General features: G+C 67.2%; 13 protein-coding genes. All 13 read right to left on the reverse strand.

The window, feature by feature from the left end; genetic code table 11:
- Nucleotides 1-5: 5 nt before the first annotated feature.
- On the reverse strand, nt 6-2,522 hold the full coding sequence (locus MC380_RS12045; protein WP_242101609.1) for a TonB-dependent receptor: 2,517 nt from the start codon (nt 2,520-2,522) through the stop codon (nt 6-8).
- Nucleotides 2,523-2,872: 350 nt separating this feature from the next.
- Nucleotides 2,873-3,988: a FecR domain-containing protein gene (locus MC380_RS12050; protein ID WP_242165034.1), complete on the reverse strand. Its 1,116-nt coding sequence runs from the start codon at nt 3,986-3,988 to the stop codon at nt 2,873-2,875.
- On the reverse strand, nt 3,985-4,569 hold the full coding sequence (locus tag MC380_RS12055) for a sigma-70 family RNA polymerase sigma factor (RefSeq protein ID WP_242101611.1): 585 nt from the start codon (nt 4,567-4,569) through the stop codon (nt 3,985-3,987). Before MC380_RS12055 ends, MC380_RS12050 begins: the two co-directional genes overlap by 4 nt.
- Before the next feature lie 220 nt (nt 4,570-4,789).
- Nucleotides 4,790-5,992, reverse strand: a complete 1,203-nt coding sequence (locus tag MC380_RS12060) for an MFS transporter (protein ID WP_343223575.1) — start codon at nt 5,990-5,992, stop codon at nt 4,790-4,792.
- Nucleotides 5,989-7,470, reverse strand: a complete 1,482-nt coding sequence (locus tag MC380_RS12065) for an FAD-dependent oxidoreductase (protein ID WP_242165036.1) — start codon at nt 7,468-7,470, stop codon at nt 5,989-5,991. The genes MC380_RS12060 and MC380_RS12065 overlap by 4 nt, the downstream gene beginning before the upstream one ends.
- A gap of 11 nt (nt 7,471-7,481) precedes the next feature.
- The gene (locus MC380_RS12070; protein ID WP_242165038.1) at nt 7,482-8,075 is read right to left on the reverse strand and encodes an arsinothricin resistance N-acetyltransferase ArsN1 family A; all 594 of its coding nucleotides are present in this window, start codon (nt 8,073-8,075) and stop codon (nt 7,482-7,484) included.
- On the reverse strand, nt 8,066-8,602 hold the full coding sequence (locus MC380_RS12075) for a MarR family transcriptional regulator (RefSeq protein ID WP_242101615.1): 537 nt from the start codon (nt 8,600-8,602) through the stop codon (nt 8,066-8,068). The genes MC380_RS12070 and MC380_RS12075 overlap by 10 nt, the downstream gene beginning before the upstream one ends.
- Nucleotides 8,603-8,714: 112 nt before the next feature.
- The gene (locus tag MC380_RS12080) at nt 8,715-9,830 is read right to left on the reverse strand and encodes a DUF2891 domain-containing protein (RefSeq protein ID WP_242165040.1); all 1,116 of its coding nucleotides are present in this window, start codon (nt 9,828-9,830) and stop codon (nt 8,715-8,717) included.
- Nucleotides 9,831-10,028: 198 nt separating this feature from the next.
- Nucleotides 10,029-11,321 (reverse strand): vanadium-dependent haloperoxidase, encoded by a 1,293-nt coding sequence (locus MC380_RS12085; RefSeq protein ID WP_242101617.1) that lies wholly within the window; start codon nt 11,319-11,321, stop codon nt 10,029-10,031.
- 351 nt (nt 11,322-11,672) lie between these two features.
- Nucleotides 11,673-12,836 (reverse strand): M23 family metallopeptidase, encoded by a 1,164-nt coding sequence (locus tag MC380_RS17940; protein ID WP_277929947.1) that lies wholly within the window; start codon nt 12,834-12,836, stop codon nt 11,673-11,675.
- A gap of 174 nt (nt 12,837-13,010) precedes the next feature.
- The gene (locus MC380_RS12095) at nt 13,011-14,957 is read right to left on the reverse strand and encodes an EAL domain-containing protein (protein WP_242165042.1); all 1,947 of its coding nucleotides are present in this window, start codon (nt 14,955-14,957) and stop codon (nt 13,011-13,013) included.
- A complete protein-coding gene (locus MC380_RS12100; protein WP_242101619.1) occupies nt 14,954-15,409 on the reverse strand; it encodes a YfiR family protein in 456 nt (151 codons plus the stop codon). The genes MC380_RS12095 and MC380_RS12100 overlap by 4 nt, the downstream gene beginning before the upstream one ends.
- Before the next feature lie 45 nt (nt 15,410-15,454).
- Nucleotides 15,455-17,536: a TonB-dependent receptor gene (locus MC380_RS12105; protein ID WP_242165044.1), complete on the reverse strand. Its 2,082-nt coding sequence runs from the start codon at nt 17,534-17,536 to the stop codon at nt 15,455-15,457.
- Nucleotides 17,537-17,670: the final 134 nt, after the last annotated feature.

Here is a 17,670-nt window from a genome sequence, read left to right on the forward strand (position 1 = left end):
GTCGTTCACCACCGCTTGGCGATCTGCATGGAAACCGTGCGGCCCAGCGGGCTCGCGTTGGCCGCGTCGTAGTGCGAACCCAGGCCGCTGAATCCCACGTAGGGCGGCGGCTCGTCGAACAGATTGGTCACGATCAGCGACAACGACAGCCCGTCGATGAGCGTGTTCCCCTTCGGCGCGAACGCATAGCTCACGACCCCGTCCACGGTGGTGTACGAGTCGACTGGTCGATCGACGGCGCCAGAGGTATCGATGTAGGAGTGCGTGTAGTTGACGTTGAGGTTGGCCGATAGCTCCCGACGCACCCAGGCCAGGCTGCCGCGCATGCGCCATTCGGGCGGATTGGCGAAAGTCCCCGCGAGGTCGTACGGTGGTGCGCCCGGCGACACGCGATTGAGCATCTCGCGGATGTGGTTCGCGTTGAGCCCGAGTTCGAAGCGGTTGTCGCCACGTTTGAACCGGTAGTCGATGTTCACGTCGTAGCCGCTGACATCGACGCGCTCGGCGTTGGTGAACAGGTACCGGTACACCGCAAACACCTCGCCCAATGGGTCGGGACCGAACATCCCGTCCGTGTAATCGTCGAACACCGCGCCGTCGGCGACATACGCCTCGACCAGCGCCCGCACTTCTTCGGGCGAGTCGTAGTAATCGATGAACTGCTGCAGTTCCGGATTGCCCAGCGCGCCCATGTCCAGAGGCGGCAGCACGATGCGGTCGGAATAGGAAATATCGTAGTAGGTCAGACCCATATTCAGGCCGGGCGCGAACTCCGGCTTCCAGTCCAGGCCCACCGTCCAGTTCTCCGACTCCTCCGGCTTCAGGTCGTCCGAGCCGGCCAGAGTCACCACTGGCACGAAGTCGGTGCCGTCCGCGTTGAAATAGGGCGCGACATCGAGCGCGAAGACGCCCAGGTCGCTGAAGCGCATCTCCTCGCCCACGGACGGTGCGCGGAACGAGGTGCTGTAGCTCGATCGCAGGGTGAGCGACGTCGTGGGCGACCAGGACAGCCCCACGCGCGGGTTGGTCGAACTGCCGAAGTCGGAATAGTCGTCCCGCCGCACGGCAAAGGTCATGTCGAGCGCATGGATGCCGGGCACGGCATTGGCGTCGCCCACGATCGGCACATACAGCTCCGCGAACAGCGAGTTGCTCCGCCTGCTGATGTTCTGTTCGAGGTTGTTCCGATCGATCGTGCGCCGGTATTTCTCGTCCTTGTACGAGGCGCCCATCGCCAGCTTCGCCGCCCCACCCGGCAGCTTGAACACGGGACCGCTGGCGCGCACTTCGCCGCCGCGCTGCTGCTGGGTCCGGTGCTGGTTGAAGACGCTGTCCAGATCGCCTTCGAGGGTGTAGGACACCTGCCGGTTCTTGGAGTCCTCGTCGCTGACGAACCCGTCCACGGTGAACAGCCAGTCGTGCGGCACCCGGTACTCCAGGCTGACCAGCGCGTTGCGCCGGATCGGCTTGGCGAAGTTCTCGGTGTAGTCCCAGTCGGTGGAAACCAGCTTCCGCTCCGCATGCGAGTACTGCACGTCCGTACTGAGCGTCAGCGCGTCGCCAAGGTCCTGACTGGCGGACAGCACCATGCTCTTCAGGGTGTTGGACGGAAAGATCGACGTCGGGTCGTCGACGTCCTCCGTGGCCTCGCGCTGGTCGGCCATCAGCTCGCCCTGGCGCAGGTACTCGGCGCTCAGCATCAGGCGGCCGCTGTCCCAGCGCTTGCCGAAGCTGTGCGAGAGCCGTAACTCCTCACGCCCGCCATCGGTGGTACCGCCATAGGTCAGCCGGGTCTCGGCCGTGTCGTAGTCCTGCTTGAGGATGATATTGACCACGCCCGCGACGGCATCGGCGCCATAGATGGCCGACGCGCCGTCGGTCAGGATCTCGATGCGCTCGATCGCATCGATCGGAATCAGCGAGACGTCGGTGAAGGTGCCCGCCGACGTGGCCGCGATGCGCCGCCCGTTGATCAGCACCAGGGTTGCCGTCGTCCCCAGGCCACGCAGGTTCACGCCGGACCCCGCCGTTGCATTGAACCCGCGCTGGCCTCCGATGCTCATGTTGACATCGGCCACCGCGCCTGCCTGGCCACCGCGGAAGTTCTGCGGCAGCGCCTGCAGCACCTGTTCGGTTCCGGAATAGCCGCTGCGCCGGATGTCCTCGGCATCGATGACTATCAAAGGTGTCCCCGGCGGCACCACGTCGCGGATGTTCGTTCCGGTGACGATCATGGTTTCCAGGTCCGTCACTTCGGGGGGCGCCTCCGATGCGTGCGTGGCACGCCTGGTCCGCGTGGGCGGAGCCGACGGTTTCTTCTCCGCCTTGATCAGGGTGATGATGCTCGGGCTGAGGAACCGGTAGCTCAGGCCCGTCCCCTCCAGCAGCCGGCGCAGCCGCGCCTCGGGTGCCAAGCCGGCCGGCGCACCCGGGCTCTGCACGCCATCCACCAGTTGCGAGGCGTAGACGAACTTGAGGCCCGTCTGTGCCGTGTACTGCGCCAACGCATCTTTCAGGGGCATTCGACCGATGGCGACGGCCGGCGCGGTGGCGGGGGTTTGTGCGCGCACAGAAGCAGGCACCGGGCCGCTCAGCGCGACAAGGGCCACTGCGCAATGCAAACTCAGAGTTCGAACACGCATGTAAGGGTTCCGTCCGGTGCTGATGGCGCGGGCATCGCGACGGCCGTTCCCCGGCGAGCCGTGCCCACTGAAGAAGTAAAGAGTCTGCGGCGAGCAGATCGGGTACCGCGCCGCAGCAGGCGTTTCGCGCCCGGGTATTCGATGACCGGGTTCAACGAGCCCATGGCTTCTTCGTGCACGCTGCGGCGCGTTGAATCGGTCGGCGCGGTGAGACCTGCCGCGGCGCGGTATCAACGACGCTCGGTCGTGCGGCGCCGCACGATCACACCGTCTGCGGTGGTGTCGGCGCGCAGCCCGGGCAGGCTGTCGAGGAAGGCCCGGAAGGTGACCTCGTCGTGGATGCCGAACGTACCGGACACCTTGAGCTCACCGATGGCGTCCTCGCCGATGCGCACCTGCACTTTGCTATAGCGGTTGAACTCGGCCACGACTGCGGCCAGCGGCTCGTCCTCGAACACGATTTCCTCGCGCGTCCACGCCACCGCCTTGCTCGTGTCGACCCCGCTCTGCGCGGCGACAGTACCGGACGCGGAGAGATGCGCCCGCTGGCCGGAGCGCAGGTCGGCGAGCGGCCTCTGCGCACGGGCGGGTTGGGACGCTTCCGGCAGGTCCCAGACATGCACCCGCCCTTCCACTACGGTCACCGTTGTTTCGCCCGCCTGTCGATAGACATCGAAGACGGTCCCGACATCCTCGATCAGATACGGGCCGGTGCGCACTTCGAACGGGCGCGCCGGTTGTTGCGCAATGTCGAACAGGGCTTGGCCATGCGCGACCTCCACCCGCCGTTTCGAGCGGTCGAAACGGATCGTTACCGCGGACTCGGAGTTCAGCCGCAGCCGGGTCCCGTCCGGCAGCCGCCAATCGCCCTGTTGGCCGTGCGCCGTTGCGTAACTGCGCACCTCCGTACGCCACATCGACCAGGTCAGCACCCTGCCGACGATGGCAAGCGCCAGCATGGCGGCGATGCCCGCGCCCCAGGCGAACGCGCGGCGGCGCGGTCGTCGGTGAGCGGTGCGCCTCGTGGCCGCAACCCCCGCCCGACCGGCAGAGGCCGGAGACCCGCCGGCGGCTTCGAACTCCACCACGTTGTCCTCGGGCCGCAGCTGCGCGAGCAGATCTTCCAGCGCAACCGGATCCTGCTTCGCGGCACCGGCTGCGTAACCGGCGATCGCCGCCACTTCCAGGTATTCGGCGACGTGCTGCGGGGAGGCCTGCAACCACTGCATGAAGGCATGCGCCTGGGCCGGCGCGAGGGCCCCCTCGCGGTTGGCTACGAACCACTGCGCCGCCTCAAGCGCAATCTGGGTGTTCATGCCCTGCAGCGGGATGCCGGACTCGTTCATCGGTGCTCCGCCAGATCGCGGCGACACAGGGCAAGTGCCTTGACCACATACTTCTTGACCATGTGGGTGGACACGCCCAGGCGCTTGGCAATATCGGCATAGCTCAGGCGGTCGCGATACTGCATCAGCATGACGGCCCGGTGTCGCGGAGGCAGGCGCCGCAGCGCTTCCGCCAGTCGCCGTTCCCGGTGTTCGCGCTCCAGAAGGTCCTCGGCCCTGTCTTCGCGCGTTTCGAGTTCGGGAAAGACCTCGGTCACGTCTACATGCCGGGCACGACTGCGGTGCAGGACCGCCTCCTCTTTCACCAGGTTGGCGGCAACCGTGAAAAGGTAGGCTTCGGGATCGGCGATCGTGGTCGCTTCGCCACGGTCGGTGTGCAGGATCCGCAGATAGACCTCCTGGACCAGGTCCCGGGCATCCGCGGGTTGGGCCAGGCGCTTGCGGAAATAGCCCAGCAGCCATCCCTCGCGACGCGCGAATACCTGCGTCCACAGGTGCTGGCGAGACCCTGGCTCCGGCGTCGACGGCCCCGGTGTCGTGGTCTCAAGGCCAGGATCTGCGGATGGCTTGGCGCGGTCCATATCCAGACTATAGAGCCGGCTCGGGGACGATCGGGTACCCGAAAGCGGCCTTTGCCGCACCCATGAACCCAATACCCGCGACAACGACGCAGCATTGGTTGTGCGAGATCAAAGGGGTGAGGAACGTCAATTCCTCCATGCACGGTGGCCACCCCTGGTTTGGCCGCCATCCACGACGACCAGGGACATACGCTGTATTTCGGCGAGCCGCTGCAGCGGCTCACGTTCGTCCGGTGCCAGGCAGCCGGCTCTGCGCTGCGGATGTCGGCAGTCGACGTGCCAGCGGCAGGGTGAGGGCAAGCAGCCCACCGATACCGGCCAGCACGAACGACGTGCCCACCAGCCATGCCGCCCCCGCCGCCGCGACCGGAGCCGCAGCGCGGGCGAAGCCCTGCACACGCGCTACCTCTCCGTTCCAGCGTCCGGAATCGGCGACGCCATACAGCGTTTGCACCAGCCAGGGCCGTGCCAGTGTTTGCAGGCCCGCGCCCAACCCAAACACTGCAACGCCTGCCGCCACCCATTCCGGCGAGCGTGCAAAGACGACACCTAGCAACCCGATTGCCTGCAACGCGATGGGAGGCATCTTCATGGCGCCCGGTGAAACCCGCCCGCGGCCGCGCAGCAACCACATCCGTCCGGGCACTTGCGCCAGGCCCAGGGCTGCCAGCACGAACGCCGCGACCGGTGCCGACGCGCCACGTTCGATCAGTAGCGGAATCAGCAGCGTGGTCAACGCCATGCTGGCCAGTGTCCCGGACGCGAAGATGGCCACCAGCGTTGCCAGGTACGGCGGCCACGGGAGACGGGCCGATTCTTCCTTCCGTTCGGCAACGTGAGCAGCCGGTAGCGCGGGCACGACGTATCGCTCCATCGTCCAGGCGATCAGCATCATCACACCGACGCAAGCCAGCACCGCGATGCGCCAGCTCCATCGCTCGACGATTGCAGCCAGCAATGGCAGGAAGACCGTGCTCGCCAGGCCGCCCAGTACGGTGACCGCGGCAAGTGCCTTCAACCGGTGGCCTTCGTCGGTCACTGCCCGGATCACCAGCGCGAAGGCCGGTTCGTACAACAGCATCGCCATGGCGATGCCGATGCTGAGCCAGCCCAGATAGAGCATGGCTGCGCCCTGCGCAAGCGCGACGAGCAACAAGCCCAGGATGGCGAGCCCGACACCGAGCCGCGTCAGGTTTGCCGCGTGTCCGGCATCGAGCCATCGCCCGATGGCCGGCGCTGCAGCGGCCATCGCACCCAATCCGACCGAGAACGCGCCTGCCACGGCCATGCGCGAGAGGCCGAGACTGGTTTCCATAGGCATCAACAGCACCGAGAAGCTGTAGTACAGCACGCCCCATAGCACGCACTGACACAGGCCGAGCAGCCAGATGGCGCGACGCAACGCCACCGGCATTGAGTTCATCGACAGCACGCCACCGGGCGAGGTGCCTCAATCACGGCAGGCTTCGAACCACAGCCGCAGCCCGATTTGCCTTCGGCCTTGGCATCCGCGTCGCGAACGCAGCAGGCGTCGACGTTTGCTGGTGCGGGGCCGCCGCAGCATTCACCGGTCTTACCCGTCGCCTCTGCCGCTACATTCTCTTCGTTGGCAGGCACCGGGCCGCAACATGCGGCTCCGGCTTGCGCGCCATCTTCCTCCGCGAACTGGGTGATGCACACGCCCGTTTCGGGCAGCACCAGCTCCACGCGTCGGGCGGCTTCCCAGTCCCCGGCGACCGCAGCCACCACCGAACGCACCTGCTCGTAGCCGGTCAGCAGCAGAAAGGTCGGTGCACGTCCGTAGCTCTTCATGCCGACGATATAGACACCCGCGTCCGGATGCTTGAGCTCCTCCGCACCATGCGGCCGCACGCTGCCGCAGCTATGCTGGTTGGGGTCAATCAACGGCGCCAGCGCCATGGGCGCTTGGGTGCCATGATCCAACGCTATCCGAAGCTCCGAGAGCAGGTCCAGGTTCGGACGGAAGCCGGTCGCGGCAACGATCTCGTCGACCGGTCGAAGCGCCGTCCCTTCGGCATGAGCCACAATGCCCTCGGCCGTTTGCTCAAGACGCTCCAGATGGAAATTGGTCGCCACCGCCAGCACGCCATCGTCTACCAGTTTTCCAATGGCGAGCCCGAGTCGGCCCCGCTCTTTTAGCTGATCGTGTTCACCACCACCCAACACTCGACCCAAGGAAGAACGGCGAATCGCCCACTGAATCCGCATGCCAGGTTCCTGACCCGATAGACGCGCGAGGTCGAGAAGCGCGTTGAAGGCGGAGTGGCCACCGCCAATAACCAGAACGCGCTTGCCCGCATAACGCTCACGATGCTGGCCCAGCACATCGGGAATGCCATAGAAGATGTGCTTCTGTACGGCACGCTCCCCCAGTGCTGGAACGCCGGAAGCACCTGCCGGATTGGGCGTATCGATCGTGCCTGATGCATCGATCACGGCCTGTGCGATCACTTCATGCTCGCCGACAGCGTCCACGTAGCGGACGACGAAGGGCACATCATTTCGCAGACTGTCTTTCATGCGATCGCGGCGTTGCTTGGCAACATCGGTCACCCGCACGCCGGTACGCACGTGGGGCTGAATCTCTGGCAGAGCGGCCAGCGGCCTTAGATAGCGCTCGACTACTTCGCTTCCGGTCGGGAACTGCGTCAGATCAGGCGATGTCCAGCCGTGGCGCCGCAACAGCGCTCCGGCCGCCCGGTCGATGTTGAATTCCCAGGGAGAAAACATGCGCACGTGCGCCCAGCGCAGCATGCCCGCGCCAACGGTAGCGCCGGCCTCCAACACCAGCGGCGTCAGTCCGCGCTCGAGGAGGTGGGCGGCAGCGGCCAGGCCGACCGGGCCGGCGCCGATCACGACGACAGGAAGCACTGTTTTCATGCAAGGTTCTCTCAAATAACGGCCGCGGCTTCGACCGCAGGCTGGGTTTCAGGAATGTTCTCGGCGATCAGGCGCTCGACGATGACGACATCGAGCCATCGCCCTTCGAGTTGGCCATGCTTTTCGTAGACGCCGACTTCGCGGAAGCCGACGGAGCGACACAGCGCGCGGCTGGCGGTGTTGAACGGGAAAATGCGCGAGAGCAGCTTCCAGTAGCCCCGATCGCGGGCGACATCGATGAGCGCCAGCATCAGCCGACGGCCAACGCCGCGTCCACGAGCGGCTGCATCCAGATACACGGAGAACTCGCCGATGCCGGCGTAACAGTCGCGGGGACGATATCCGCTGAGGCCCGCCCAGCCGATCACGGCGTCGGTGTCGTCCGTGGCCACCAGGAGCGGAAACCGCGCCAGGTCGGCCAGGCGTTGTTCGATGTCGCCTGTGGTTCGAGGTGCGGTTTCGAAGGTTGAGGAGCGTTCGGCAATGCCCTGGTTGTAGATGCCTGCGATCGCAGAGGCATCGGCGGTACGGGCGGGTCGAATCTGCGACATCGGCATCTCCTTGTTGTTAGTAGCAACTAATTGGACAAAAAAACTCAGCCGCACTTGCCGCTCTCATCGGTACCGCACGCCGGCGCACAGCTGCCGACGCTGACGCCTGAGACGAAACGGGATTGCGCGGCACGCGCCAGGCGCTGGATGAGTTCGGTCGCCCCTGCTCGAACCCGCGGGTCCAGGTCGCGCAGCAGATCGAGCTGTTGTTCGATCAGTTCGCCGTTGATTTTTTCGTACAGCTTCCGTCCTTCCCGGGTGATGCGCAGGGACACGGCGCGCGCGTCCTCCGGATCCGGCAGTCGCTCTACATAGCCCTTGCGCACCAGGGCATCGACGACACGGGTCGTGGTGCTTTTGTCCAGCCGCAAGGCCTCGGCCAGCGCCTGGCTGCGGCTCGGCCCGCGCTCTGCCAGCACTTCCAGCGCATAGCACTGGGTCACGGACACGTCGTAGCAGCAGATCTTGTCCCGGTCGCGGAACTGGTAAATCCGCACCAGGTTCGAGACCGCCGCGTGCAGCGTTTCGGCGTCCTGCCGGAGGGCGCTGTTGGAGATCGGCTTTGAGCCCGGATTGGCCATCGTCCAGCCTGGCGATAACGTTGTTAGTGACAACTATATGCGCTGGCGCGGGCGTGTCAACTCCTCAGGCGCTGGGCGCTGAGGACGGAGTTGGCGCGCGGCCGCCCCAGCCTTACTCCCTCCCCGCCTGGCTGGTCAGATACACCGCAAACGTCCCCAGCCAGTGACCGCCTTCGTAGTGTTCTCCGGTCACTGCCGGCAGCGCGGTCGCGCGGTGGCTTGCCGCGGCGGCAAGCAGTGCTGGCACGCGTTTGTCGGCCGGCTTCAGCCCATGGGCGATTCCTTCGAGCATCCACGCACGACTCAGGTTGAGCCCGTCGATGTGCGCCAGCTTGGGGTCGGTGCGGTCGGTCACCACGCCAGGCGGCAACCATTCGTTACCGCCTGTCGACGGAATTCCGGGCAGGAAGGCCTGGAGCCATTTCGCAAAATCGTCGGCTGCGAGCACGCGCCGCATGAAGTCCGCCTCGGCCAGGCATGGCGACAGGAAGTCCTGGCCCGAGGGCTCGTAACCGAGGGGACAGTCACGATCGCCGCGATAGAAGCGCGCCGTGGCATCCGTGAGCAGCGCGGTCATCCCGGCATCGCCGGCGACGCGCGCCCAATCCCAGATCAGGCCGAAGGAGAACGCGGTCTGGTCGTGCTCGCCGATGCGAATGGGATAGTGCAGCTTGGGCAGCCAGTCCTTCAGCTTGGACGCGGCGAGCGATTCCAGCGGTGTCAGCGCGGCCGCCCACTGTTTCGCCTGCGGATCGTTCCATCCGCGCAATTCTGCCGACAGCTGCAGCAGCCACGCGAGCCCGTACGGACGCTCGAAAGATGCGCGCTTCTCGTGCCCGAGGTATTCGACTTCACCGGCGATGTTCTGCGGCGTCAGGCTCAGCGCGAGCGCGGCACGCGCTTCTTTCGCGAACGGCGCCTCCGGGAAGCGGCGCAACAGCCGCACGAGCAGCCAATGCCCGTGCACGGCGGAATGCCAGTCGTAGCAGCCGTAGAACGCCGGCGTGAGCGCGCGCGGCGGCCGCACATCGGCATCGCCCTGCATGACGTGGGAAATCTTGTTGGGATATTCCTGGTGCAGGCAGGCGAGCGCGAGCTGCGCGAAGCGGCCCGCGGCGGCCTCATCGAGCGCGTCTGGCGAACCCGGGCCGGCGGGACGCGCCGCCTGGGCAGTCGAGCCCAGGAACAGGCTCGCACTGAGCATGCTGATCCAGAACGATCGGCGCACGATGACTACTCCCGCTCCGGCCAGCATTCCCGTGGCAATGACGGGAGCTTATGCAAGCCGCCCCGGTCCAACAAGCCGCCGTGCGGCCGCACGCATGGGATCGACGCGGACGAACGATCGCCTCGCGTCGATGCACGCTGCACGCTTGAGGCATGCGGTGCGGTCGCACACCGCGACCGCACCGCCGGCGCTTGCTGGCTACAGCGGCCGCAGCTGGGTGTTGTAAACGTACCGCCCGACGTTCTGGCCCAGGTGCAACGAGGCCAGGCAGCCGCTGCGGAAATGCATGCCGCCGTAGACGCGGGCCATGGCCGATTCGGCCGCGGCCTGCGACAGGGTGTCGTAATGGCGGGCCGGAGTGCCGAAGGTGAAGGGCACGTTGTCGGTGCCGAAGAACGAGCGCAGCACCTGGGTCGAACTGGCGATGGTGCTGGGCAGGCCGCAGGGATAATCCGGGTACGGCGGGGTGGTGACGTAGGCGTTCCAGTCGGGGTCGGCCGTGGTCGCGGGATTGCCGTCGCTCGCCGCTGCGCGGATCGCGGTGTACGGGCGCCAGAAGTTGTAGCGGAACTTCGCCTTGAACACCACGATCAGGCCGTCGTTCACGGCAATGTTCACGAGCGCGAACAGGCGCGCGTTCTGCCACAGGCTGAGATTGCGCCCGGCGACGATGGTGCGAGTGTAGCCGTTGACGTTGGCGCCGCCGAGCACGCCCCAGTGCATGGCGATGAGGCTTTCCTCGGAGTCCGGTGCGGCGGCGCGCACGAGCGCCGAGCCGAGCGCCTTCACTTCGTTGAAGTCGCGCGTATAGGTCGGGCTGGTCAGGGTCTGCAACGCGCTGCGTCCGGGCGTGAACTGCCACGAACTGCTCAACGCGAATGGGGCGAGGTTGCCCCAGTTTCCGAACTGCGGATACGGCGCGGGCGCAGGCGGCAGGGGCAGCGTCGGCTGGTAGACGCCCGGCGCGGGCGCCAGCGTGTACGGAAGATGCGGCATCTCCGACCCGTCGCCGACGCGCCGGTCAATGATCGCCTGGCCCGCCGTGGTGCCGACGGCGATGCCGGCATCGATGCAGGCCGGATATGCGGCGGGGCAGGACAAACCAGCGAGATAGCTGGCGTAGAGGCCTTCGACGATGGCGTCCTGCGCGGGCGGCAGGGTCTCGACCAGCACGGTGCGCGCGGCGGCGGCGATCGCGGCCTCCTTCGAGGCATTGGGGTTGGCGGCGCCGATCGGGTTGTAGCTGCGGTAGCGCGGCTGGATCGCGTTGAGGGCATCGTGAATGGCGACATGGGTCATGGCGAACACGCGGTACTGCTGCGGTGGCGCGCCCGCGCCGGCGATGACGCCATTGGCGATGGCATTCCAGTCGGTGACGGCGTCGGCGGACGCAGTGACCGGCAGCAGGGAGGCGATGGCGCCTGCCAGCAGCCAGCGCAACGGGAACGGACGCGGGGGCGTCCTGGTCCGGGACAGGGGATGCGGTTTCATGGAAGTGTTTCCTAGAGCGCGGTGGTAGGTGCATCGCGGCAATGACGGGCGCGACGGCCGGCCCCGCGTCGCTGCGGACGCCAGGCCACCACGATCGGCGCGAACGCTCGCCCGGGATGCAGTTCCATTGCGGAAGCTGCTCAATCAGCGGAGCCGGGCAGCAGGAGGACGGCCGTTGACGTGGCACCAGTGACAACGCACTCACCGACGCCGGCGGCCATGGGAGATGGAAGGTCCGGAGGTGTTCCGACGAACGGCGCATCGGCGCCCCGCCAGCCTGCCGCCGGCGCGCCGGGCGCGATGCCGCGATACGCGCGCGTCCGCGAACGGGCGTAGGCACAACCGCCGCGTTCAGTCCCCCGCGATCACTACGTCGCCGTTCTGCAGTGGTCGCGGCCCGTCGGAGTTCGCGATCTCGATCCGGTCGAAGGCAGGGATCAGCGCCGCGCAGAGCAGGATGTTAGGGCGGTCGCAGACCTGGAAGTGGAGGTGCGGCTCGGTGGAGTTGCCGGAAGAGCCCAGCTGGCCGATCACCTGGCCTGCGGTCACCTTGTCGCCGGGCTTCACCCGGACGCTGCCGGGTTTGAGGTGCGCGTAGACCGAATATTCGCTGCCGCCGTGGTCCAGCACCACCGATTCACCGGCCATGCCGACGTCGCCTTCTGCCATGTTCGTGGCCTGTTGCGCGCCGACGCGGCCGAAATAGGCCTGCATGCTTTCACCGGGCTCGCGCAGCAGCGGCGCAAGCTCCTTCGCGCCGGTGATGACCGAGCTCACCACGCCATCGGCCGCGGCCACCACGTCGGCACCGTAGGCATGGAACTGGGTGTTCTGCCTGCCGCCGTCGCGATAGGTGCGGCCGTCGGCACCGGCCTTGACGATGTCCAGTGCGAATTCCTCCGGCACGCCCCAGCGGTGGGTGCCGTGGAAGCTGGCGCCTGCGATGGTCCACGGACCGCCGGCGAGCGGCCAGCGGAAGACGGTGCGCGAGGTGGCCGGATCGATGCGCAGCGACGCGGCCGCCTCGGGCGCGTTGGAAAGCGCACGCACGCGCAGTGCGTCGCGCGTGCCCTTCCAGGCGAACACCTGCTGCATGACCAGCAAGGCTTCGCCCGCCGCCAGCGTGGCGCTTGCCGCGAGCTTGCGTTGCTGCAGCAGGCGGCCGTCGCAGAACTGGAAGGCAAGCATTTCGACCATGCCCTGGTCCTGCAGGCCCTTGCCAGACTGCGCGGCGGCGGACAGCGTGGCGGCATCCAGGCTGCGGCGATCGACGACCGCGCCGTCGCGTAGCAGCTCGATCTCCAGCGCACGCAGGGTCACCGGCGTATCGCCCACATTGACGATCGCGGCGTTCTGCAGCAGCAGGCTCTGCACGCCGCGCAGGCTGTCCAGCGGATAGGTCCGCACCGTCTGTTCCGGACAGAAGCGGATCTCAAGCCCGGCCGCCCGGGCAGCGGCCAGCGGCGCGAGGCCGAGCAGCAGGGCGATGATCAGCAACGCATATCGGCTGTACATATGGCACCTCGTTGGGAACCCGGTCGCCCTCCGCGCACGTGGCGCGTCCGCGCATCGCCTGGCTGAGTCGGATGGTTCGACACCGGACCGTAGTCGAACAATCGCGGGCGCACATGTGCTGCCGGCCAGGGGCGATGGAACGCCGGGATGCCCGGCCGGGGATTGCCGGCCGGATCAGGCCTTGTGGGGCACCGGCACCAGTCCGTTGTCGAGACGCCGCTGCCGCGCGCGCGTCGAGGCATGGTTGGCATCCGCGGCCTCCGCTTCGACGCGTGCAAGCAGGAACGCGGTCATCTCCTCGCTCACCAGTGGCTTCGATAGCAGATGGCCCTGTACCACGTCACAACCGGCGCGGCGCAGGAAGTCGAGCTGATATTCGTTCTCGACGCCTTCCGCGACAACGCTCAAGCCCAGGCTGTGCGCCATGGCGAGGATCGCGGTGGTGATCGCCTCGCCGTCGCCGGGGATCGCGCGCACGAAGCTCATGTCGATCTTGAGTTTCCCGATCGGCAGCCGCTGCAGGTAGGCGAGCGACGAATACCCCGTGCCGAAGTCGTCGATCGCCAGCCGGATGCCCTTGTCGCGGATCCTGCGCATGAAGCGGATGTTGCGATCGGTGTCGTCGAACAGCAGGCTTTCGGTGATCTCCAGCTCAAGCTGCTCGGGCGAGCCTCCGGTGCGCTCCAGCGTCGTGGCGATGAAGTCGACGAAATCCTCGTCGCGCGCCTGGCGCGCGGACACGTTCACCGCCATGCGCAGGCCCCCGATCCCCTGCTCCCGCCACAGCTGCGCCTGCCGCGCGGCCCGACGGATCACCCAGCGGCCGAGCGGGACGATGAGCCCGCTCTCCTCGGCGATCGAAACGATTTCCGACGCGGGAACCCAGCCGAGTTCTGGATGCGGCCACCGCACCAGGGCCTCGACCCCGACCACGTGCAGGGAATGCGGTTCGGCCTGCGGCTGGTAGTGCAGACGCAGTTCGTTCTGCTCGATCGCCTTGCGCAGGTCGATCTGGATCCGGTGGCGACGCTGCATCTCGTCGTTCATTTCGCCGCGGAACAGTTCGAAGCTGTTCTTGCCGTTGCGCTTGGCGCGGTACATCGCCGCGTCGGCATTGCTGGTCAGCACTTTCAGATCGCGGGCATCGTCGGGATACATGCCGATGCCGCAGCTGACGCTGGCGTGGATCTCCTGGCTGCCGAGCTGGAACGGCTGGCGGAACGCGGCCAGGATGCGCTCGGCGACCGCCAGCACCTCCATCGACGACGACACCGGAAACAGCGTGATCGCGAATTCGTCGCCGCCGATGCGGAAGATCGCGTCGCTGCGGCGCAGCATGTCGAACAGGCGCTGCGCGACCTGCTTGAGCAGGTCGTCGCCGAAATGATGGCCGAGGGTGTCGTTGACGGCTTTGAAATTGTCCAGATCGAGCATCAGCAGCGCCATCCGCGCCTCCGGCTCGTCGTGCAGCCGTTTCGCCATCAGCCGCAGGTGTTCGTTGAACGCATTGCGGTTCAACTGCCCGGTGACCGGATCGAAATGCGCGAGTTCGTCCAGGCGCGCCTCCGCGGTGCGGACCTCGCGGCGCATCCGCTGCACCAGCGGATAGCTGATCGCCAGTGCGCCGGCGCCCGCCAGCACGAACAGGCCCGCGAACGCGAGCAGGCCGCGATAAAGACGATCGTAGCTGGACCGCATGACCACGTGACCGACGGTGCGCCCTTCCAGAACCACCGGATCGGCGATGACGAAGCCGTTGAAGCCGCCTTGATAGCCGGTGCGCGGCAACGCGCGCAGCGCGCGCTGGTCGCCGCGACGGTATTCCGCCAGGCGCTGTCCATCGTTGGTGAAGAGCGCCGCGGCCTCGAGGTCTGGCAGCGGCCGGAGTGCGTTCAGCGTTTCGGTGCCGGCGTCGGCGTCTTCGAACATCAGCACCGCCGCGCTGTTGAGTCCGAGGACATGGGCCTGCGCGCGCATGTCCTCGATCAGCTCCCGCCGGATGGAGAAGAATTGCAGCGTCAGCAGCAGCGCCCCTGCGACCGCCAGCGCCGCGATGACGGTGGCGAAATTGGCGATCACCGCGGTGCGCCCGATCCGCGTGTTGCCCTTCCGGAGGTTCATTGCACGCGCCTCGCAACCCGCAGCAGCTTGGAACTCAACGACAGTCGCCGCGCCTTTGCGCGGGTGACGTCGACATCGAAACGGATGCGGTCGCCTTCGCGCAACAGCTTGATCACGGCGTCGGCGCAGGCGCTGGGCGGCCCGTCGCACACGGTCAGCGCGCCCGCGGCGGCGGCCTCCTCTGGTAGGACGCGCGAATACAGGACGACATGGCAGCGGTCGGCTTGTCCGGCCGAACCGGTCACTGCGATCTGGTGGCCGGCGACGGTCTTGTTCTGCAGCCGCCGCAATGCCTCCAGCTGCCGTTCGTCCGGGGGCGCGCAGATCAGCAGCTTCTGCCCTTCGACGAGCGTGTCCGACGGCCATTCTGTGAACAACGCGAAGTTGTAGACGAAGGCTGCTTTGAGCTCCGCTTCCGACACCTGTGCGTGGCTGGTCAGGGCGGCGGCCAACGCTGCCGCCGTAGTCAAGACGATGAGCACTCGACGCAGCACCGGTCAGAAGCCGTAGGTCGCGCGCAACAGGAAGGTGCGGCCATCCTGCTCGATCGCATTCTGCACGAACGACGGTCCCGCGGGATCCGCGTAGCGCTCGTCGAACAGGTTGTAGACGCTGCCCTGCAACTCCAGGCCCGGCACCGGCAGGCGCCAGGTCAGGGTGAGGTTGGCCAGGGTGTAGGCATCGACCGGCCCGTACTCGGCATCGCGCGACCCGAGGTAACGCGCTTCCAGCCCTGCCAGCAGCCGGTCGTCCGCGAGCGGAACGATCAGGTTCAGCGCGGCCGCGTGCCGCGGCGAATTGATCGGCGTTTCGCTGCCGCCATCCTTGACGCGCGCATAGCCGTAGCTGGCGCGAAGCGACGCGCCGCCGCGCCAACGATGGTCGCCGCTCAGCTCGATGCCGGTGGCGTTCGCGCGGTCGAAGTTCTCGAAGATCAGTGGACCGCTGTCCTGCTGATTCGCGACGACCTGGGTGATCAGGCCGGAAATGCGATAGCGGTAGACCGACGCCTGCCATTGCGTCCGCGCGCCGAGCTGCTGCGACCACACGATCTCGCTCGAACGGATGCGCTCGGGCCCCAGCGCCGGATTGGCCAGCTGCGAGCCGTCTTCTTCGACGTCTCCGCTGTGGTAGTAGAGCTCGTAGGCATTTGGCGAGCGGTACGCGCTACCGTGGATCAGCTTGAGCGTGGCGTCCGGCGACCAGCGCTGGATCAGCGCGACGCGCGGGCTGAAGTTGCCGCCGCTGACCGAGTCGTGATCGAAGCGGACTCCGGCGTTGAGCAGCAGATCCTCGCGCAACGCGACCTGGTCCTGGATCAGCACGCCGGCCCGCAGCGCGTGGCGCTCGTCGGCAAGATAGCTCTCGTAGGGCGACTCGTCGTAGCTGTACTGGTCGCGCTTCATGTCGAACTGCGCGTCGACCCCGAACACCAGCTTGTGGCCGGCGAGCGCGGTGGTCACCGCATGCGCGCCGACGCCGATCCAGCGCGCCCGGCCGATGTCCCGGCTCAGGCCGTCGGTGGGTGCGCCGTAGGCGAACGCACCGCGGTAATCGTAGGCACCGAACAGCACGTGCGCCGCGGTTTCGGTGGTCGCGCTCGGCCGCGCGCGATAGTGCGCGCCGAGCAGGCTCCATTCGTCGCTCTCGCGCGAACGGGGATCGTTGAACGACTGCAGATAGGCCGCGGTCGGCGTGCCCTTCTCGCGGCTGGAGTGGACCAGCGACAGGCCGAATGCGCCGCGTTCGGCCTTGAGGAACAACCGGCGCACGCGCTCGTGGTCGAGGCCCACGGCGACGCCGTTGTTGGTTTCGGGCGTGTCGAATTCCGGGAAGTAGAGGTCGTCGCCGTCGACGTCGATCGCGCTGGCCGCGATCAGCAGGTCGCCGCCAGCACCGCTGAGACCATAGCGCGCCGAAAACCCGCGACGGCCGTTGCTACCGGCTTCCACCGCCGCCTGCGCGCCGCGATGGTCGTCGCCGCGCCTGGTGATCACGTTGATCACCCCGAAAAAGGCGTTGGATCCGAACACCGACGAGCCCGGGCCCGGGACGTACTCGATCCGCTCGATCAGCTCGATGCCCACCGGAAACTCGAGCCCCGCCGTGGCCTGCTCGTAGATCGGTTCGTTGAGCCGGTGGCCATCGACCAGGAGCAGGAAGCGGCTGCCGTAGTCGCTCGGGCGCAGGAATCCGCGCGCGCCAAGATAGGTGTAGCCGCGGTCGTAGCTGCTGAACAGACCCGGCAGGCTGCCAAGCGCATCGGCCAGGGTGCGCCAGCCGAAGGCGCGGATCTCTTCGGCGGTGATCACCCGCACCGCCGAGGGCGCATCGCTCGCGCTCTGCTCGAAACGCGACGCCGTGGACACGCGCACGTCCAGCAGCTGCTCGAGCGACAGATCGGCCAGGTCTGCGCCGACCGGCGATACGTCAGTCGCCGCGCTTCCCGCCTGCGCCTGCTCCGGGGCGCCGGCGGTCGCCGCGCCCGCCACGGCCAGCAGCACCGCCAGAGCCGCGCGCCGCGGCCAGCGGCCGCGGACGCAGATTCCCGCGATCGATTGATGTGCCCCTGAATGCATGGATCCGACGCCCTTCGACACGATGGCTGCCTGGTCCGTCGGAAGTGCCGCTGTCCGTCGGCCTGTCGGGCGCCTTCGCCGTGCCCGCAGGAGTCGCAACCCGTCACGGACGTGCGCGCACCATTTTCGATTTG

It is taken from the genome of Lysobacter sp. M15, from assembly GCF_022662515.1.
Classification (GTDB): Bacteria; Pseudomonadota; Gammaproteobacteria; order Xanthomonadales; family Xanthomonadaceae; genus JAKPBU01.

What these genes read in the sequence shown, in the direction of transcription:
- MC380_RS12045 (WP_242101609.1), bottom strand. Translation starts at nt 2,522, where the DNA reads ATGCCCCTGAAAGATGCGTTGGCGCAGTACACGGCACAGACGGGCCTC.
- MC380_RS12050 (WP_242165034.1), bottom strand. Translation starts at nt 3,988, where the DNA reads ATGAACGAGTCCGGCATCCCGCTGCAGGGCATGAACACCCAGATTGCG.
- MC380_RS12055 (WP_242101611.1), bottom strand. Translation starts at nt 4,569, where the DNA reads ATGGACCGCGCCAAGCCATCCGCAGATCCTGGCCTTGAGACCACGACA.
- MC380_RS12060 (WP_343223575.1), bottom strand. Translation starts at nt 5,992, where the DNA reads ATGAACTCAATGCCGGTGGCGTTGCGTCGCGCCATCTGGCTGCTCGGC.
- MC380_RS12065 (WP_242165036.1), bottom strand. Translation starts at nt 7,470, where the DNA reads ATGAAAACAGTGCTTCCTGTCGTCGTGATCGGCGCCGGCCCGGTCGGC.
- MC380_RS12075 (WP_242101615.1), bottom strand. Translation starts at nt 8,602, where the DNA reads ATGGCCAATCCGGGCTCAAAGCCGATCTCCAACAGCGCCCTCCGGCAG.
- MC380_RS12085 (WP_242101617.1), bottom strand. Translation starts at nt 11,321, where the DNA reads ATGAAACCGCATCCCCTGTCCCGGACCAGGACGCCCCCGCGTCCGTTC.
- MC380_RS17940 (WP_277929947.1), bottom strand. Translation starts at nt 12,836, where the DNA reads ATGTACAGCCGATATGCGTTGCTGATCATCGCCCTGCTGCTCGGCCTC.
- MC380_RS12095 (WP_242165042.1), bottom strand. Translation starts at nt 14,957, where the DNA reads ATGAACCTCCGGAAGGGCAACACGCGGATCGGGCGCACCGCGGTGATC.
- MC380_RS12105 (WP_242165044.1), bottom strand. Translation starts at nt 17,536, where the DNA reads ATGCATTCAGGGGCACATCAATCGATCGCGGGAATCTGCGTCCGCGGC.